12 protein-coding genes are annotated in these 13,894 nt (G+C 71.9%); 4 read left to right on the top strand and 8 right to left on the bottom strand.

Translation table 11 applies throughout. The features are described 5' to 3' along the window. Window positions 1-131: 131 nt before the first annotated feature. Window positions 132-1,544, bottom strand: coding sequence for an aldehyde dehydrogenase family protein (locus tag AWU67_RS11370; protein ID WP_067229023.1), 1,413 nt, complete (start codon window positions 1,542-1,544; stop codon window positions 132-134). Window positions 1,545-1,713: 169 nt separating this feature from the next. Between AWU67_RS11370 and AWU67_RS11365 the strand changes: the two genes are divergently transcribed. Together AWU67_RS11365 and AWU67_RS11360 are read left to right on the top strand one after the other, a co-directional pair. Further along, window positions 1,714-3,318: a GMC family oxidoreductase gene (locus tag AWU67_RS11365; protein ID WP_067229020.1), complete on the top strand. Its 1,605-nt coding sequence runs from the start codon at window positions 1,714-1,716 to the stop codon at window positions 3,316-3,318. Window positions 3,319-3,444: 126 nt separating this feature from the next. Next, the gene (locus AWU67_RS11360; protein ID WP_067229017.1) at window positions 3,445-4,182 is read left to right on the top strand and encodes a GNAT family N-acetyltransferase; all 738 of its coding nucleotides are present in this window, start codon (window positions 3,445-3,447) and stop codon (window positions 4,180-4,182) included. Window positions 4,183-4,222: 40 nt separating this feature from the next. Here AWU67_RS11360 and AWU67_RS11355 read toward each other — a convergent pair whose 3' ends face one another. The 5 genes from AWU67_RS11355 to AWU67_RS11335 form a co-directional block, all read right to left on the bottom strand. Further along, window positions 4,223-5,440, bottom strand: a complete 1,218-nt coding sequence (locus AWU67_RS11355) for a multidrug effflux MFS transporter (protein WP_234407225.1) — start codon at window positions 5,438-5,440, stop codon at window positions 4,223-4,225. Between the two features lie 77 nt (window positions 5,441-5,517). Beyond that, on the bottom strand, window positions 5,518-6,507 hold the full coding sequence (locus AWU67_RS11350) for an alpha/beta hydrolase (RefSeq protein ID WP_067229013.1): 990 nt from the start codon (window positions 6,505-6,507) through the stop codon (window positions 5,518-5,520). After that, on the bottom strand, window positions 6,504-7,514 hold the full coding sequence (locus AWU67_RS11345) for an alpha/beta hydrolase (RefSeq protein ID WP_067232636.1): 1,011 nt from the start codon (window positions 7,512-7,514) through the stop codon (window positions 6,504-6,506). The genes AWU67_RS11350 and AWU67_RS11345 overlap by 4 nt, the downstream gene beginning before the upstream one ends. A 5-nt stretch (window positions 7,515-7,519) precedes the next feature. Beyond that, window positions 7,520-8,503 carry an aldo/keto reductase gene (locus tag AWU67_RS11340; protein ID WP_067229010.1) on the bottom strand — a complete coding sequence of 328 codons (984 nt, stop codon included), beginning with the start codon at window positions 8,501-8,503 and terminating at the stop codon, window positions 7,520-7,522. 30 nt (window positions 8,504-8,533) lie between these two features. Beyond that, window positions 8,534-9,649 carry a zinc-binding dehydrogenase gene (locus AWU67_RS11335; protein ID WP_067229006.1) on the bottom strand — a complete coding sequence of 372 codons (1,116 nt, stop codon included), beginning with the start codon at window positions 9,647-9,649 and terminating at the stop codon, window positions 8,534-8,536. A 109-nt stretch (window positions 9,650-9,758) separates the two neighbouring features. On the opposite strand from AWU67_RS11335, the gene AWU67_RS11330 reads away from it, so the two are divergent. After that, window positions 9,759-11,186: an amidohydrolase gene (locus AWU67_RS11330; protein WP_234407224.1), complete on the top strand. Its 1,428-nt coding sequence runs from the start codon at window positions 9,759-9,761 to the stop codon at window positions 11,184-11,186. A gap of 64 nt (window positions 11,187-11,250) precedes the next feature. On the opposite strand, the gene AWU67_RS11325 is transcribed toward AWU67_RS11330, so the two are convergent. Beyond that, window positions 11,251-11,991 (bottom strand): SDR family NAD(P)-dependent oxidoreductase, encoded by a 741-nt coding sequence (locus tag AWU67_RS11325; protein ID WP_067229003.1) that lies wholly within the window; start codon window positions 11,989-11,991, stop codon window positions 11,251-11,253. Window positions 11,992-12,086: 95 nt separating this feature from the next. Here AWU67_RS11325 and AWU67_RS11320 point away from each other — a divergent pair, with 95 nt between their 5' ends. Continuing rightward, window positions 12,087-13,055 carry an aldo/keto reductase gene (locus AWU67_RS11320; protein WP_082716940.1) on the top strand — a complete coding sequence of 323 codons (969 nt, stop codon included), beginning with the start codon at window positions 12,087-12,089 and terminating at the stop codon, window positions 13,053-13,055. A gap of 4 nt (window positions 13,056-13,059) precedes the next feature. Here the strand turns inward: AWU67_RS11320 and AWU67_RS11315 are convergent, their stop codons facing one another. After that, window positions 13,060-13,815, bottom strand: a complete 756-nt coding sequence (locus AWU67_RS11315; protein WP_067229000.1) for an alpha/beta fold hydrolase — start codon at window positions 13,813-13,815, stop codon at window positions 13,060-13,062. Between the last annotated feature and the right edge of the window lie 79 nt (window positions 13,816-13,894).

The following is a 13,894-nucleotide window of genomic DNA, read 5'->3' as shown; positions in this document are numbered from 1 at the left end:
CGGTGATGCTCCGCGCGCACAACCAGCGGGCATAGACAGTGCGCACAGACAACGAGGCGGGACTGCCCCATCCAGACAGCCCCGCCTCAGCATGTGGGGCGTGCGAGTGCGCGCCCCGGTCCAGGTGCGGCCTAGCCGCTGACGACCTGCGGCTCCGCGACGGCCTTCAGGCCCTCGACGCCGAACTCGCGGCCGTAGCCGGACTGCTTGGCGCCGCCGAAGGGCACCATCGGGTGCAGCCCGCCGTGCGAGTTGATCCAGACGGTGCCCGCCTGCAGGCGGGCCGCGATCTGGCGGGCCGCATCGCGGTCGGACGACCAGACGGAGGCGCCGAGGCCGAATTCGAGCTCGTTGGCGAGCCCGAGCACCTCGTCGAGGTCGGTGTACCGGATCACCGGCAGCGCCGGGCCGAACTGCTCCTCGACCACGAGGTCGTTGTGCGGGTCGATGTCGGCGACGATCGTCGTCGGATAGAAGTTGCCGACGGCGTCATGGTCGGGGTCGCCGCCGAGCACGACGCGCGCGCCCGAGGCCTTGGCCGACTCCACCAGGCGGTGCACGATGTCGTACTGGCCACGGTTCTGCAGCGGGCCCAAAACGTTCTGCTCGTCGAGCCCGACGCCCATCGGTACGTCCTTGGCGAAGGCGACGAGGTGCTCGACCACCTGCTCGTAGACCGAGTCGTGCACGTACAGGCGCTTCAGCGCTGCGCAGGTCTGGCCGGTGTTGATGAACGCGCCCCAGAACAGGTCGGCGGCGATCGCCGCCGGGTCCACATCCGGCAGCACGATGCCGGCATCGTTGCCGCCGAGCTCGAGGGTCAGACGGGTGATGTTGTTGGCGCTCGCCTCGATGATGCGCTTACCGACGCCGGTCGAGCCGGTGAACATGATCTTGCCGACCAGCGGGCTCTTCGTGAGCGCGTCACCGACCGTGCGGCCGGGGCCGGCGACGATGTTCAGCACGCCGGCAGGCAGCACCTCGTTCATCACCGCGACGAGGGCCAGTCCGGAGAGGGTCGTGGTCTCGGCCGGCTTCGCCACGACGGCGTTGCCCATGCGCAGCGACGGCGCAATCTGCCAGATGGCGATCATCATGGGCCAGTTCCACGGGGTGATCGCGCCGACGACGCCGATCGGCCGGTAGTGCATCTCGGCGTAGCTCTCGCCGTCGTCGACGAGCACCTCGACCGGCATCGGGGTGTCAGCGGCGGTGCGGAGCCAGATGGCGCAGGCCGACACCTCGAAGCGCGCGTTCGGACCGTTCAGCGGCTTGCCCTGCTCGCGAGAGAGCAACTCGGCGAGCGGCTCAGCCGCGGCCTCGATCGCGTCGGCCGCACGGTGCAGATAACCGCGACGCTCCTCGTCGCCGAGCGCGGCCCAGCCCGGCTGCGCGGCGACCGCGCGGTCGATCACCGCGTCGAGGGCGGCGACATCCTGCACCGGGGCGGTGCCGATCAGCGCGCCAGTCGCGGGATCGTGGACCTCGCGAGTCGTGCCCCCCTGGGGCGTGATCGCCGCGAGAAGTGTGTCGTAGTTGTGCATGGGTCCTCCACTGTGAGTCCGGTGTGTTCCCACGATAGGTGTGGTGCGGCAACAGGGCATTGACCGATGCGGCACAGGAGTTGACGATGCGCGAAGAGAGCCGGCCCCGTCATTCCGCTCCGGCCGCCCCAGGTGGGAGGGTCGTAGAAACTTCAACGGAGAGGGCGTCATGGCAGCCGCAGACACAACAGGGCAGCGCGGGGTACCGCAGAGCGTCATCGTGGTGGGGGCGGGCTCGGCCGGCTCCGTCATCGCGCGGCGCCTGGTCGACGCCGGTGTGCGTGTGCACCTGCTCGAGGCCGGCGGTGACGACAGCAACCCGGCCATCCACGACCCGAGCCGCATGGGCGAGCTCTGGCACAGCCCGGACGACTGGGACTACTTCACCGTGCCGCAGGAGCACGCCGCCGGTCGGCGCCTGCATCTGCCCCGTGGCAAGGTGCTCGGCGGCTCCCATTCGTTGAACGCCATGATCTGGGTGCGTTGCGCACCGGCGGACTTCGACCACTGGGCGGCTCTCGGCAACGACGGCTGGGCCTGGAGCGACGTGCTCCCGGTCTACAAGCAGATCGAGCGCTTCACCGGGCGGGCGCCGCTCGACGCGCAGGCCGCCGCGCTCCGCGGGCACGACGGCCCCCTCGACGTGACCGACACCTTCGAGCTCGAGCCGATTCAGGCGGCGATCATCGAAGCGGCGGTGCAGGGCGGGCTGGAACACAACCCCGACTACAACGGGCAGAGCCTCGACGGGGTGTCGCAGCAGCAGCTGACCATTCGAGACGGGCAACGGCTGAACAGCTACATGGCTTACGTCAAGCCCGTCGCCGACTCCGAGCTGCTCACGGTGAGCACCGGATGCCACGTGCACCGGCTCCTCTTCGACGCCCCGCGTGACGGCGCCGCACCGCGCGTGATCGGTGTCGAGTTCGAGCAGGGCGGCGAGGTGCAGACGCTCCTCGCCGACGAGGTCGTGCTGGCGGCCGGGGCCCTCGACTCGCCACGGGTGCTGCTGCGTTCCGGCATCGGTCCGGCGAGCGAGCTCGGCGCGCACGGCATCCGCTCGGTCGTCGACCTGCCCGGAGTCGGCAAGAACCTGCACGACCACCTGCTCGCCCCCGTCATCTTCGCGACGGAACGGCCCATCGACCCACCCCGCCCCGGCGTCTCGGTGACCCAGTCGCACCTGTTCTGGAGGAGCCTGCCCGAGCTGGAACTGCCGGACACCCAACCCATCCACTTCAGCGTGCCGATGTACCAGGACGGCATGACGGGGCCAGACTCCGGCTTCTCGCTGATGGCCGGGATCGTCACCCCGAAAAGCCGCGGCTCGGTCACCCTCAGCGGCCCGGCGCCGCACGATCCGCTGCTGATCGACCTCGCCGCGCTCGAAGACGAGGACGACGTGCGCTCGCTCGTCGCCTCGGTGCGGCAGTGTCGGCAGATCGGGCGCGAGCAGGCGCTCGCCGGAGAATGGGGGGCCAGCGAGGTCTACCCGGCCACCGAGATCGGCGGTGCGGATGTCGACGAGGAGGCCGCGCTGCGCGACTACGTGCGCGCGCACGCCGTCACCTACCACCACCAGGTCGGCACGTGCACGATGGGCGTCTCGGTCGAGGCCGGCGCCGTCGTGACGCCGCGCCTCCGCGTGCACGGGGTCGACGGGCTCCGCGTCGCCGACGCGTCGATCATGCCGCGGGTCACGACGGGCAACACGAACGCACCCGCCGTGCTCATCGGCGAGCAGGCCGCCCGCTTCATCCTCGCCGGGGAGTAGGCCATCGGCGGGACGCGGGTCTTCGACGGGGCGGCGGCGGGCGGCGGGGCGCGCATCACGGCGCACTTCGCGCGGCACACGCCGGAGGAGCAGGAGTGGAGCTACCTGTCGCCGAGCTACGCGTCGGTGGCGCTCGGCGACTGGCGGCCGGGCGCCGACGGGCAGCCGTTCGCGGCCCTCGTCGCCGCGGCACGGGCGGAGGGCATCGGGCGGTTGAACGTGGAGGCCGCGGCATCCGACGATCTGGCGGCGGCGGAGCTGATGGCCAACGGACTGCGGCCGGGGGCCATCTTCGCTGCGCGTGACGTGGCCGTGCCCGATGCGGCGGCCCGCAGGGTCGATGCCCGGCGGCGGGATGCGGCCGGCATCCGCCCGGCAACCGCGGGTGACCGGGCCGCGCTGTCGGCGCTGGCCAGGGAGGAGGCACTGTTCCAGGCGGCCAACACGACGGCGGGCACCTCACTCCACCAGCCGCCGGCCCTGTTCGACGGCATCGTCGACGGCTGGCTCCTCGATCCCGGCACCGCCGTGTTCATGGCGGAGGCCGCGGATGGTCGGGGCGGCCCAGCCGGCATGGTCGTGGTTCAGGATGTCGCTGCATCGGCCGCGGAGCGGGCGCTCGGGCTGCCGGAGCGCCATGGCTACCTTTCCGTGCTGAGCGTGACGGCGTCGGCGCGAGGCCGCGGCATCGGCGGAGCGCTTGCCGACCGGGCGATGGAGTGGCTGAGCGCGGCCGGCCTCAGCCGGGTCGCGCTGCACTACATCGCCGACAACCCGGCATCCGCCCCGTTCTGGGCCGGCCGTGGCTTCGCCCCGCTCGTGGTCTCCTACTCCCGGAGTTGCTCCGACCGGGATCAGGAGTAGCGCAGCGGGCGGCGTTCGACTCAGTCAGTGTTCGACTCGGTCAGGGTTCGAGCGTGCTGGTGCGCAGCAGCGGGCGCACCACCGTCCAGGCGAGCGTGCCGGCGACGACAGCGGAGATCGCGATGGTCAGCGCCATGGCGAGCGCCGTCGCCCCACCGAGTGCCGCAAGCGGGGCGACGATCGGGCCGACGACGAACATCGCCGTGCCCAGTACGGCCGAGGCGGTGCCGGCGCGCTCCGAGTGCCCGCCGAGCGCCAGCGTCGTGCCGTTCGGGCCGCCGACGCCACCGCAGAACAGATAGACGGCGAGCACGATGAGCACCCCGACCACGCCGCCCCCGGCGAGCACGACGAGAAGCAGTGCAGCGGCGGCGAGGGCCGTGGCGGCCTGGCCGGCGAGGTACATCCGCACGGGGCCGAAGCGGCTCACCGCCAGCCTGCTCAGCTGCGCACCGCCCATGTTGGCCAGGGCGTTCGCGGCGAAGCAGATGCTGAACAGCTGCGGGCTCAGCCCGAACTCGTCCTGCAACACGAAGCTCGACATCGACAGGTAGCTGAAGAAGGCGACGCCGCCGGCCGCCGAGACGATCAGCATGACGACGAACAGCCGGTCGCGCGCAAGCACGCCGAAGTGCTGCGCCGTCGTGCCGAACCCGCCGCCGTGCCGCTGCTCCGGCGGCAGCGTCTCTCTCAGCAGCACGAGGGTGAGCACGAAGATGGCGGTGCCGATTCCGGCCAGCACACCGAAGATGCCGCGCCAGTCCATGACCAGGGCGAGCTGGCCGCCGATGACCGGGGCGATGATGGGCGCCGACGCCCCGACCAGCGCGAGCAGCGACAGCATGCGCGAGAGCTCTGTTCCGCTGTACATGTCGCGCGCGATGGCGAGGGTCACCACGATGCCGGCCGAGCCCGCGAGCCCCTGCAACAGCCGGGCGACGAGCAACACCTCGATCGTCGGCGCGAAGACGCAGGCCAGCGAGAACAGCGCGAACAGCGCGACGCCGATGAGGATCGGCGTGCGCCGGCCGAAGCGATCGCTGAGCGGGCCGGCGATGAGCTGGCCGAGGCCGAGCCCGATCATGCACACCGACATGGTCGCCTGTGCGAGGGCGTCGCTGGTGCCGAGGGTCGCCGCCAGCTGCGGGAGCGTCGGCATGTACAGGTCCATCGAGAGCGGCCCGAAGGCCTCGAGCGCTCCGAGCAGCAGCACGCTGCGACGCACGCTCATGATGCGCACGGGTGAGACGGTGGTCATGGGGTCCCGATTCAAACGAGGTGGCGGATGCCGCGCAGGCGGCGGCCGGGGCGGCATCCGTTGGGTGCAGGCGGCGGCTACAGCCGCAGGGTGCGGCGGATCCAGCTGTCGCGGGCGGCAAGGGCCGCACGCGAGACGATCGCGTCGGGGGAGAACCCGGAGAAGCCGTGGTACGCGCCGGCCCAGACGTGCAGCTCGGCCTGGCCGCCGCTCGCCCAGATGCGCATCGCGTAGTCGACGTCCTCGTCGCGGAACACCTCGGCAGAGCCGACCTCGATGTAGGCGGGCGGCAGCCCGCCGAGGTCGGTCGCGCGCGCCGGCGCGGCGTAGGGCGACACGGCGTCGGTGAAGCGCTGCGCGCCGAGCAGGGCGTTCCAGCCGGTGTCGTTGTTGTTGCGGTCCCAGGCCCCGATGCCGTCGTACTGGTGGCTCGACACCGTCTCGTTTCGGTCATCGAGCATCGGGCAGTTCAGCAGCTGGCCGGCCAGGGCGGGGCCGCCGCGGTCGCGGGCCATCAGGGCGACGGCGGCGGAGAGCAGCCCGCCCGCGCTGGCGCCGGAGACCAGGAGCCGGTCGGGGTCGACGCCGAGCTCCTCCGCGTTGGCCGCGAACCACTCGAGCGCGGCGTAGCAGTCCTCCGCGGCCGCCGTGCCCGGGTGTTCCGGGGCGAGGCGATACTCCACGGCGACTCCGACGATGCCGTAGGTCAGCGCGAGTTCGATGAGCTCTCCCGTGCCGAAGAAGCGGGTGCCGAGCACCATGCCGCCGCCGTGGATGCCGAGCACGCCGGGTGCTGGCGGGCCGACCGTGCCCGCCGCCGTGTCGCGCCGCGGCCGGATGACGGTGATCTCCACGTCTGGCGCCCCGGCGGGGCCGGGGATGACCCGGTTCTCCCAATCGATCGGCAGCTCGCCGACCTGGGCCTGGATGGGCGGGATGATCGTGGCGAAATGCGCGCGGTTGGCGAGGATGCTGTGCGCGCGCAGCGGGATCCGCTCGACGAGGGCGAGGAAGGCGGCCAAGCCGTCGACCAGCTCCGGATCGTAGGGAACGGGGGTCGGCTTCATCGCTCGTCCACGATCTGGAGCGTGCGGCGGAGCCAGGAGTTGCGGGTGGCCAGGGCGGCCCTGGCGATCTCGGAGCCCGGTGCGTACATGTCGAAGCCGTGGAACCCGCCGGCCCAGATGTGCAGTTCGGCGTTGCCGCCCGTCGCCCAGATGCGGCTCGCGTAGTCGACATCCTCGTCGCGGAACATCTCGGCGGCCCCGGCCTCGATGAACGCCGGCGGCAGGCCGCTGAGGTCGGTGGCCCGGCTGGGCGCAGCGTAGGGAGAGGCGTCGGTGCTGAGGGCGAGCTCCTCGCCGAGCACGCAGCGCCAGGCCAGCAGGTTCGCGTCGCGCATCCAGGTGCCGATGCCGTCGTACTGGAAGCTGGCGACCGTGCTGTTGGTATTGTCGAGCATCGGGCAGAGCAGCAGCTGGCCGGCCAGGGCGGGGCCGCCCCGATCCCGGGCGAGCAGGGCGACGGCCGCCGAGAAGCCGCCGCCGGCGCTTCCGCCCATGATGACGATGCGCTCAGGGTCGACGCCGATCTCGGCGGCGTGCTCCGACATCCAGCTCACGCCGGCGTAGCAGTCCTCGACGCCGGCGGGGAAGGGGTGCTCGGGGGCGAGACGGTACTCGACGTTCACCGCGACGACGCCGAGCTCGACGACGAGCTGGATCAGCCGCTCAGCCTCCCAGTGTCGGTGGCCGATGATCATGCCGCCGCCGTGGATGTTGAACAGGCCGGGCAGCGCCGGGGCGGCCGCGCTGTGGCCGCGCGGCCGGAAGACGGTGATCTCGAGGTCGGGCGCGCCCGCCGGGCCAGGGATGACGCGTTCCTCGCTGTCGACGGGGCGGTCGCCGATCGCCTCGGCCGGGGCGGGGAAGGCGGTGGCCAGGCCGGGGCGGGTCGCCGGCAGCGTCTCCCAGGAGAGCGGCGGCTGCGGGTTGGCGGCCATGAACTCGAGCACGGGCAGCATCTCGGGGTCGAACGGAACGGGCACCGGAACGGTGCGGTCTGTTGTCGTCATGGCGGTCACGGCCCTTCGGGATCGACGATGCCGTTGTCTGCCCAGAAGGGCGCGACACGGGCGCGGAGGGCGTCGGCGCCGACGCGCTCGACGAGGTGGATGGCCGCGAAGTTCTGCTCAAGCTGCTCTAGGCGCGTCGCGCCGAACAGGGTCGTGGTGTTCGCGGGGTGGGTCAGGGTGAACGCGATGGCCAGCTGTGCCGGGGTTGCGCCCAGCTCCTCGGCGAGGGCGGTGACGGCCGGGACCGAGTCGATGATGGCCGCACGGATGCCGCCGGGGTCGCGGCCGACCTCGCGCTCCGGCGCGATCTTGCCGGCGAGGATGCCGCCTTCCATCACGTCGGAGGCCTGCATGGTGATGCCCTGCTCCCAGAGCCGGGAGAACGGCTCGCCATCGGGGATGGAGCGGCGGGAGACGCTGTACTTCAACTGGGCGATCTGCGGGCCGGGCACCCCCTCGGCCGCCGCGATGTCCAGGAGCGCCTGGATGTTCGTGGCCGACCAGTTGTTGACGCCCCAGGCCCGGATGATCCCGGACTCCTGCAGCCCGGCGAGGTCGTGCACGAGGTCGCGCAGCTCGAGGTCGTCGCGGCGCAGGTCGCCGAGGATCACGAGGTCGGAGTAGTCGGTGCCGACCCGGAACAGGGCACGTTCCAGCTGCGGGCGGAAGCCGTCGGGGCCGAATCCCTCGACCCAGAGCTTCTCCGAGAGCAGGTAGTCGGCGCGGTTGATGCCCGCGGCCCGCACGATGGCGGAGAACAGCACATCGGTGAAGGCGGGCGGCCCACCGGGGAAGGCGTACACGCCGACATCGAACAGGTTGATGCCGCGGGCGATGGCCGTCTGCACGAGCCCGACGGCGTCTTCGAAGTGCATCCGGTCGTAGGCGTGCCACGAGCCGAGCGAGAGCACGGAGGCCTCGATGCCGGAGGTGCCGATGCCGCGCCGGGGGATGACGGGCGCCGCGGTGGGCGGGGCGGTGGGTGTCATGGTGCTCTTCCTTCTTCTGAGCGCGGCCGGCTAGGGCAGGCGGGGGTCGATGACGGCTTTGATCTCGCCAAGGGCAGACATGGTGGCGATCTTGGCTGACGCCTGCGAGAGGCCGACGGGCTCGCTGAACAGCTCGTCCCAGGGCATCCGTTCGGCAAAGGCGCGGAAGAACTCGATGGCCCGGTAGTAGTCGGAAATGTCGCCGTTGAGCGAGCCGACGAGCGTGAGTTCCTTGCCCATGATCGCCGAGAGGGTGATCGGCTGGCCGGTGGGGCCGGTCGAGCCGACGACGACGACGGTTCCGCGCTGGGCGGCCATCGCGATGGCCTCCGGCCCGACGCTGGGGGCGCCGGCGAAGTCGAGGACGAGGTCGGCGCCCTGCCCGTCGGTGAGCTCGAGCACCCGCGCGATGGTGGCCTCCGAGCCGTCGGCGATGTCGACGACGGCGTCGGCGCCGAAGCGGCGCGCGGCGGCCAGGCGCTCGGCGGGGGCCCCGACGGTGATGACGGTGCCGGCACCGGAGAGGTGCGCGACGGCCGTCGCGAAGATGCCGAGGGCGCCGGAGCCCTGCACCACCACGCGCGAACCGGGCCGCACGCCGCCCGCCCGCTGGAATGCGCGCAGCACTGTCTTCGCCGCGCAGCCGGCCATCGACGCCCAGGTGTCCTTGACCTCTTCCGGCAGCAGCAGCTTGGCCGCGCCGGGGGTGACGTAGGCGTACTCGGCGAGCCCCGCGGTCGCATAGGGCGCGACATCCGAGCGCTGCAGGAAGCCGTAGCCGCGCTTCGAGCAGGCGACGGGCTCGCGCAGCACGGTGCAGCCGAAGCACTGCCCGCAGGTGGACTCGGACCAGCCGATGCGGTCGCCGACCGCGAGGCTGCGGCCGAGGGCGTCGCTGGTTCCGGGGCCGAGCGCGACGATCTCGCCGACCATCTCGTGGCCGAGGACCATCGGCAGCATGCCCGGGAAGGTCATCTTGCCGTGCCAGATCTCGATATCGGTGCCGCAGAGCGTCGTGCAGGCGACGCGCACGAGCGCCGCCCCGGCCTCAATCTCGGCCGGGAGTGGAATCTCCTGCAGCGTGAGAGCCTCTCCGTGGGCGGTCAGCACGGCCGCACGGGTTGATGTCGGAAGGGAAATCGTCATTGAATGCTCCTTTGTCCGGCCTGTCGGATCGCAACACTGTCGACCCCGCCGCCGGTTTGGGATATTCTACATACGTTGACATAAATTGCGAACCTCTCAAGGAGGAGATGTGCTGCGAACTGATCGGGACGTATCCGATGCCCCAGCCGACTTGGTGTTCCGCGGCGGGACCGTGCTGACCCTGGATGCCGCGGGCACGCGCGGGACGGCGGTCGCTGTGCGGCACGGGCGGATCGTGCTCGTCGGCGGCGATGACGAGGTGCTCGCACTCATCGGGCGCCGCACCCGAGTGGTCGAGCTCGAGGGTCGTGCCGTCATCCCCGGCATCAACGACTCGCACCTGCACGCGACCTGGCTCGGCGCCATGTGGCCGAACACCGTGTTCGGGGCCGCGGACGCGCAGGCCGGCGCGCCCGCCTTCGAGGGTGACCCGCACGATGCGGCACCCGCCGCGCCGCTGGTCGGCAGCGCCGCCGAGATCCGGGCGGCGATCCTCCGCGCAGGCGAGCTCGCCGCCTCCCTGGGCATCACGAGCTACACCGAGCCGGGCCTCGGCCCTGGCGAGGACGCCGGGGCGACGGGCTGCTTCAGCCAGGCGGTGCTCGACGAGTACATCGTGCTCGAGGCGGAGCGGGCGCTCACCGCGCGGGTCAACGTGCTCATGCTCTTCGGCGTGCTCGACGGCCCGAGCGAACTGCACAGCTTCAGCTCGCGACTGCGCGCCACCGTGCGCGAGACCGAGCGCCCGGCCTGGCTCCGGATCGCCGGGGTGAAGATCTTCGCCGACGGCATCCCGCCCATGCTGCAGGCCTGGACGCGCCGGAGCTATCCGGACGGATCCTCGGGGGGCCTGCTCGTCACCGGCCTGGATGCCGCGGAGCGCGAGGCGAATCTGCGCCAGATGATCCGCACCGCCCACCGGGCCGGCTTCCAGGTGGGCGTGCACGCGACGGGCGACCGCACCATCGAGGTCACAGCGGATGCCGTCGCGGAGGCGATGGCCGAGGAGCCGACCGAGCTGCGCCACTATGTCATCCATGGCGATCTCGTCACCGGCGAGACGCTGGCGGTGATGGCGCGCCTCGGCATGGGCCTCAACGTGCAGGCCGGCATCGCCGTGCAGACCTCGGCCTGGGTGGCCGGGGTGCTCGGCGAGGAGGTGGCCGCCGCCGCGTGGCCGCTCGCCGACACGCTCGCCGCCGGCGTCTCGCTGTCGTTGAGCTCCGACGCCCCCATCCTCAGCCCCGACTGGCGCGAAGGCGCCGCGGCGGCCGACGCCTGGATGGGTCCGGCCGCCCCGGGCGCGGAGGAGGAGCGGATGCTCGCCCTGCTGCACGCGTACACCGTCGCCCCTGCACGCCAAGACGGCGCGGACGCCTGGAAGGGCACACTCGAGCCGAAGAAGGTCGCCGACCTCATCGTGCTCTCGGCCGACCCGCTGACTCTCACGCCGGCCGACCTCCCCGGCGTCTCGATCGACATGACCGTCGTCGACGGCGATGTCGTGTTCGAGCGCGCGGTGGCACTGATCGGCTGACGCTGGGCCCCAAACGCCGGCGGCCCCCGCGAACTGCGGGGGCCGTCGGCGTTGCGGGAGGAGGTCAGGCGAGCAGCTGCCCGCCGTCGACCGGCAGGCTGACGCCCGTGATGTGACCGGCGCCCGGCCCGGCGAGGAACACCACGGCGGGCGCGACATCCTCGACGGCGGCGAGCACGCCGAGCGGAACCCGCGCCTCCCAGGCGGTGCGAGCAGGCGAGCCCTCCGGCATGCCCATCTGCAGCATGGGGGTCAGCACGGGGCCGGGGGCGACGGCGTTGACGCGGATGCCGTGGCCGGCCAGTTCGATCGCCGCCCAACGGGTGAGCGAGTCGACGGCGGCCTTGCTCGACTCGTATGCGCCCATGCCGGGCGTCGGCTGCCTGCCGCCGATCGACGAGATGTTGACGATCGTGCCGCGGGTGCCAGCGGCGATCATGTGGTTCGCGACGGCCTGGGTCGCGTTGAACGTGCCGACGATGTTGACGTCGACGATCGAGCGGTACGCCTCGGCCGCCAGCTCGGTAATGGCCCCGTGCACCGAGAGGATGCCGGCGTTGTTCACGAGCACGTCGATGGGGCCGTGTTCTTCGGCCACCGCGGCCACCGCGCCGGTGACGGCCGCGGGGTCGGTGATGTCGAGGGCGACGGATGCCGCGCCGATCTCGGCGGCGACGGCCGCGACGGCGTCAGCGTTCACGTCGGCCAGCACGACGCGGTCGCCCTGGTCGAGGAACGCCTGGGCGATGCCGCGGCCGATGCCGCCGCCTCCGCCGGTGATGAGCACGGTACGGGATGTGGTCACGATGGAAACTCCTTTGTCTCACGCCACCTCGGCGCGCATGGGGTTATATTATACGAACGTAGAAAATAAAGCGATGTCGCTTCGAGGAGGCCCCCATGAGTTTTGAAGGAACCGTCCCCACCCGCCGTCTCGGCCCGGTCGGCCCCCAGGTGCCGGTGTTCGCGCTGGGCTCCTGGAGCACCTGGGACCGGATGGAGTTCGACGACTCCGTCGCCCTCATCCGGCGCGCGGCGGATGTCGGTGCCGCCTTCTTCGACGTCGCGCACTACAACATGGGCCCGCACGCCGAGAACGCCCGCACCGACCTGATCTTCGGCGAGGCGGTGCGTGCGGCCGGCCTGGCCCGCGCGGACTACCTACTCTGCGGCAAGCTCTGGCTCTGGGAGTACCCGACCACGAGCTTCGCCAGCCAGATGCAGACCTCGCTCTCGCGCATCGGCATCGACAAGGCCGACACGGTCGTCGTCGGCGACTACATGAGCCCGATCGACGTGCGGCAGGTCGTCGCCGACGTCGCCGCCGAGATTGCGGCCGGGCGCTTCGACAGCTGGGGCGTCAACAACTGGCAGGCGGCCGACATTACCCTCGCCCTCGACTTCGCCGAGGCGGAGGGGCTGACGCCGCCCACCTTTGCACAGCTGAAGTACGGGCTGGTCCGGCGCACCATGGCAGAGGGGGAGCACTACGGTGAGCTGTTCCGCTCCGGCCGGCTCGCGCTGCAGGCGTCCGACATCTTCGAGGGCGGCATCCTGGCCGGCAAGCTCGTCCCCGCGCGCAAGATCGGCGCCGACGTCGGCGGCATCCGGGAGCAGATCGTCGCCGCGTACCCCGAGGTCGAGCGCATCGCCACGGGCCTGGGGGCGACGCCGACGCAGCTCGGCATCGCCTTCTGCCTGGCCAACCCGGCCACCGCGAACGTGCTGTTCGGGGTGTCACGGCTCGAGCAGCTCGAGGACAACCTCGGCGCCCTGGCGCTGCTGGAGCGCATCGGCGCCGAGGCGATCCGCTCGGCGACGGCCGAGCTCTGGCTCGACCGGGGGGTCAATGCCGACGGCAGCTGGTAGCCGCTCAGCCCAGGAAGGCGATCGCCGCCGCGCGGAATTCGGGCGAGGTGAGCGCGCCGCGGTGGTCGCCGGGCACCCGGAGCAGCGCGGAGTCGGGCACGAGCGCGACGAGGCCATCGATGCCGCCCGTCATCATGTCGTCGCTGCCGGCCACGAACAGCGTCGGCACCCGCGGTGCGCCGGACGGCGTGGCGTCGTCCGCCTGCGCGCCCGGCAGGAATGGCTCGCTCGCCAGCCCGTCGATGAGGGCGATGAGCGCCTCGCTGTCGTTGCCGGGGGCCGTTACCATCTGCGCCATCATGCCGACGAGCGGTGAGGTGGGCTCGGCGCTGCCGGCGGCGACGGCGCGCAGCTCGGCGGTGTCGAGCTGCGCGAACGGCTCGAACGGGCTGATGCCGCCGAGCACGAGCCGGCGCACGCGCGGGCTCGCCGCGGGCAGCTCCCAGGCCAGGCGGGCACCGAGCGAGTAGGCGACGACGTCGGCGTGCTCGGCACCGGATGCCGCGACCGCCGCGTCGACGGCCTCGCCGAGTGCCCGGACGACCGCGCTCGTCTCCGCGCCCTCCGTGATGGCCGCAGTGCTGTCGCCGTGGCCGGGCAGGTCGATCACGACCGCCGTGCGCCCGGCGGCGGTGACGGCATCCGGCCAGCCGGCGGCCACCCAGTCGGCGTCGCCGGAGGACGCGAAGCCGTGGATGAGCACGACGGGGGCGCCGGTGCTCGCGCCGGCGGGGGAGAAGGTCTGCTGGGAGAGGGGCATGTCGCACTCGCATTCGCTCGGGGCGCCTCGTCGCGCCATTCGTTATTCTACGCGTGTTGAAACTGAGGCATCGATGGGC

The sequence above is a fragment of the Microterricola viridarii genome (assembly GCF_001542775.1).
Lineage (GTDB): Bacteria > Actinomycetota > Actinomycetes > Actinomycetales > Microbacteriaceae > Microterricola > Microterricola viridarii_A.
The sequence above is the reverse complement of the archived record's forward strand: the minus strand, read 5'-3'. Positions and strand labels throughout refer to the sequence as shown.

What these genes read in the sequence shown, in the direction of transcription:
- AWU67_RS11370 (WP_067229023.1), bottom strand. Translation starts at nt 1,544, where the DNA reads ATGCACAACTACGACACACTTCTCGCGGCGATCACGCCCCAGGGGGGC.
- AWU67_RS11365 (WP_067229020.1), top strand. Translation starts at nt 1,714, where the DNA reads ATGGCAGCCGCAGACACAACAGGGCAGCGCGGGGTACCGCAGAGCGTC.
- AWU67_RS11355 (WP_234407225.1), bottom strand. Translation starts at nt 5,440, where the DNA reads ATGACCACCGTCTCACCCGTGCGCATCATGAGCGTGCGTCGCAGCGTG.
- AWU67_RS11350 (WP_067229013.1), bottom strand. Translation starts at nt 6,507, where the DNA reads ATGAAGCCGACCCCCGTTCCCTACGATCCGGAGCTGGTCGACGGCTTG.
- AWU67_RS11345 (WP_067232636.1), bottom strand. Translation starts at nt 7,514, where the DNA reads ATGACGACAACAGACCGCACCGTTCCGGTGCCCGTTCCGTTCGACCCC.
- AWU67_RS11340 (WP_067229010.1), bottom strand. Translation starts at nt 8,503, where the DNA reads ATGACACCCACCGCCCCGCCCACCGCGGCGCCCGTCATCCCCCGGCGC.
- AWU67_RS11335 (WP_067229006.1), bottom strand. Translation starts at nt 9,649, where the DNA reads ATGACGATTTCCCTTCCGACATCAACCCGTGCGGCCGTGCTGACCGCC.
- AWU67_RS11320 (WP_082716940.1), top strand. Translation starts at nt 12,087, where the DNA reads ATGAGTTTTGAAGGAACCGTCCCCACCCGCCGTCTCGGCCCGGTCGGC.
- AWU67_RS11315 (WP_067229000.1), bottom strand. Translation starts at nt 13,815, where the DNA reads ATGCCCCTCTCCCAGCAGACCTTCTCCCCCGCCGGCGCGAGCACCGGC.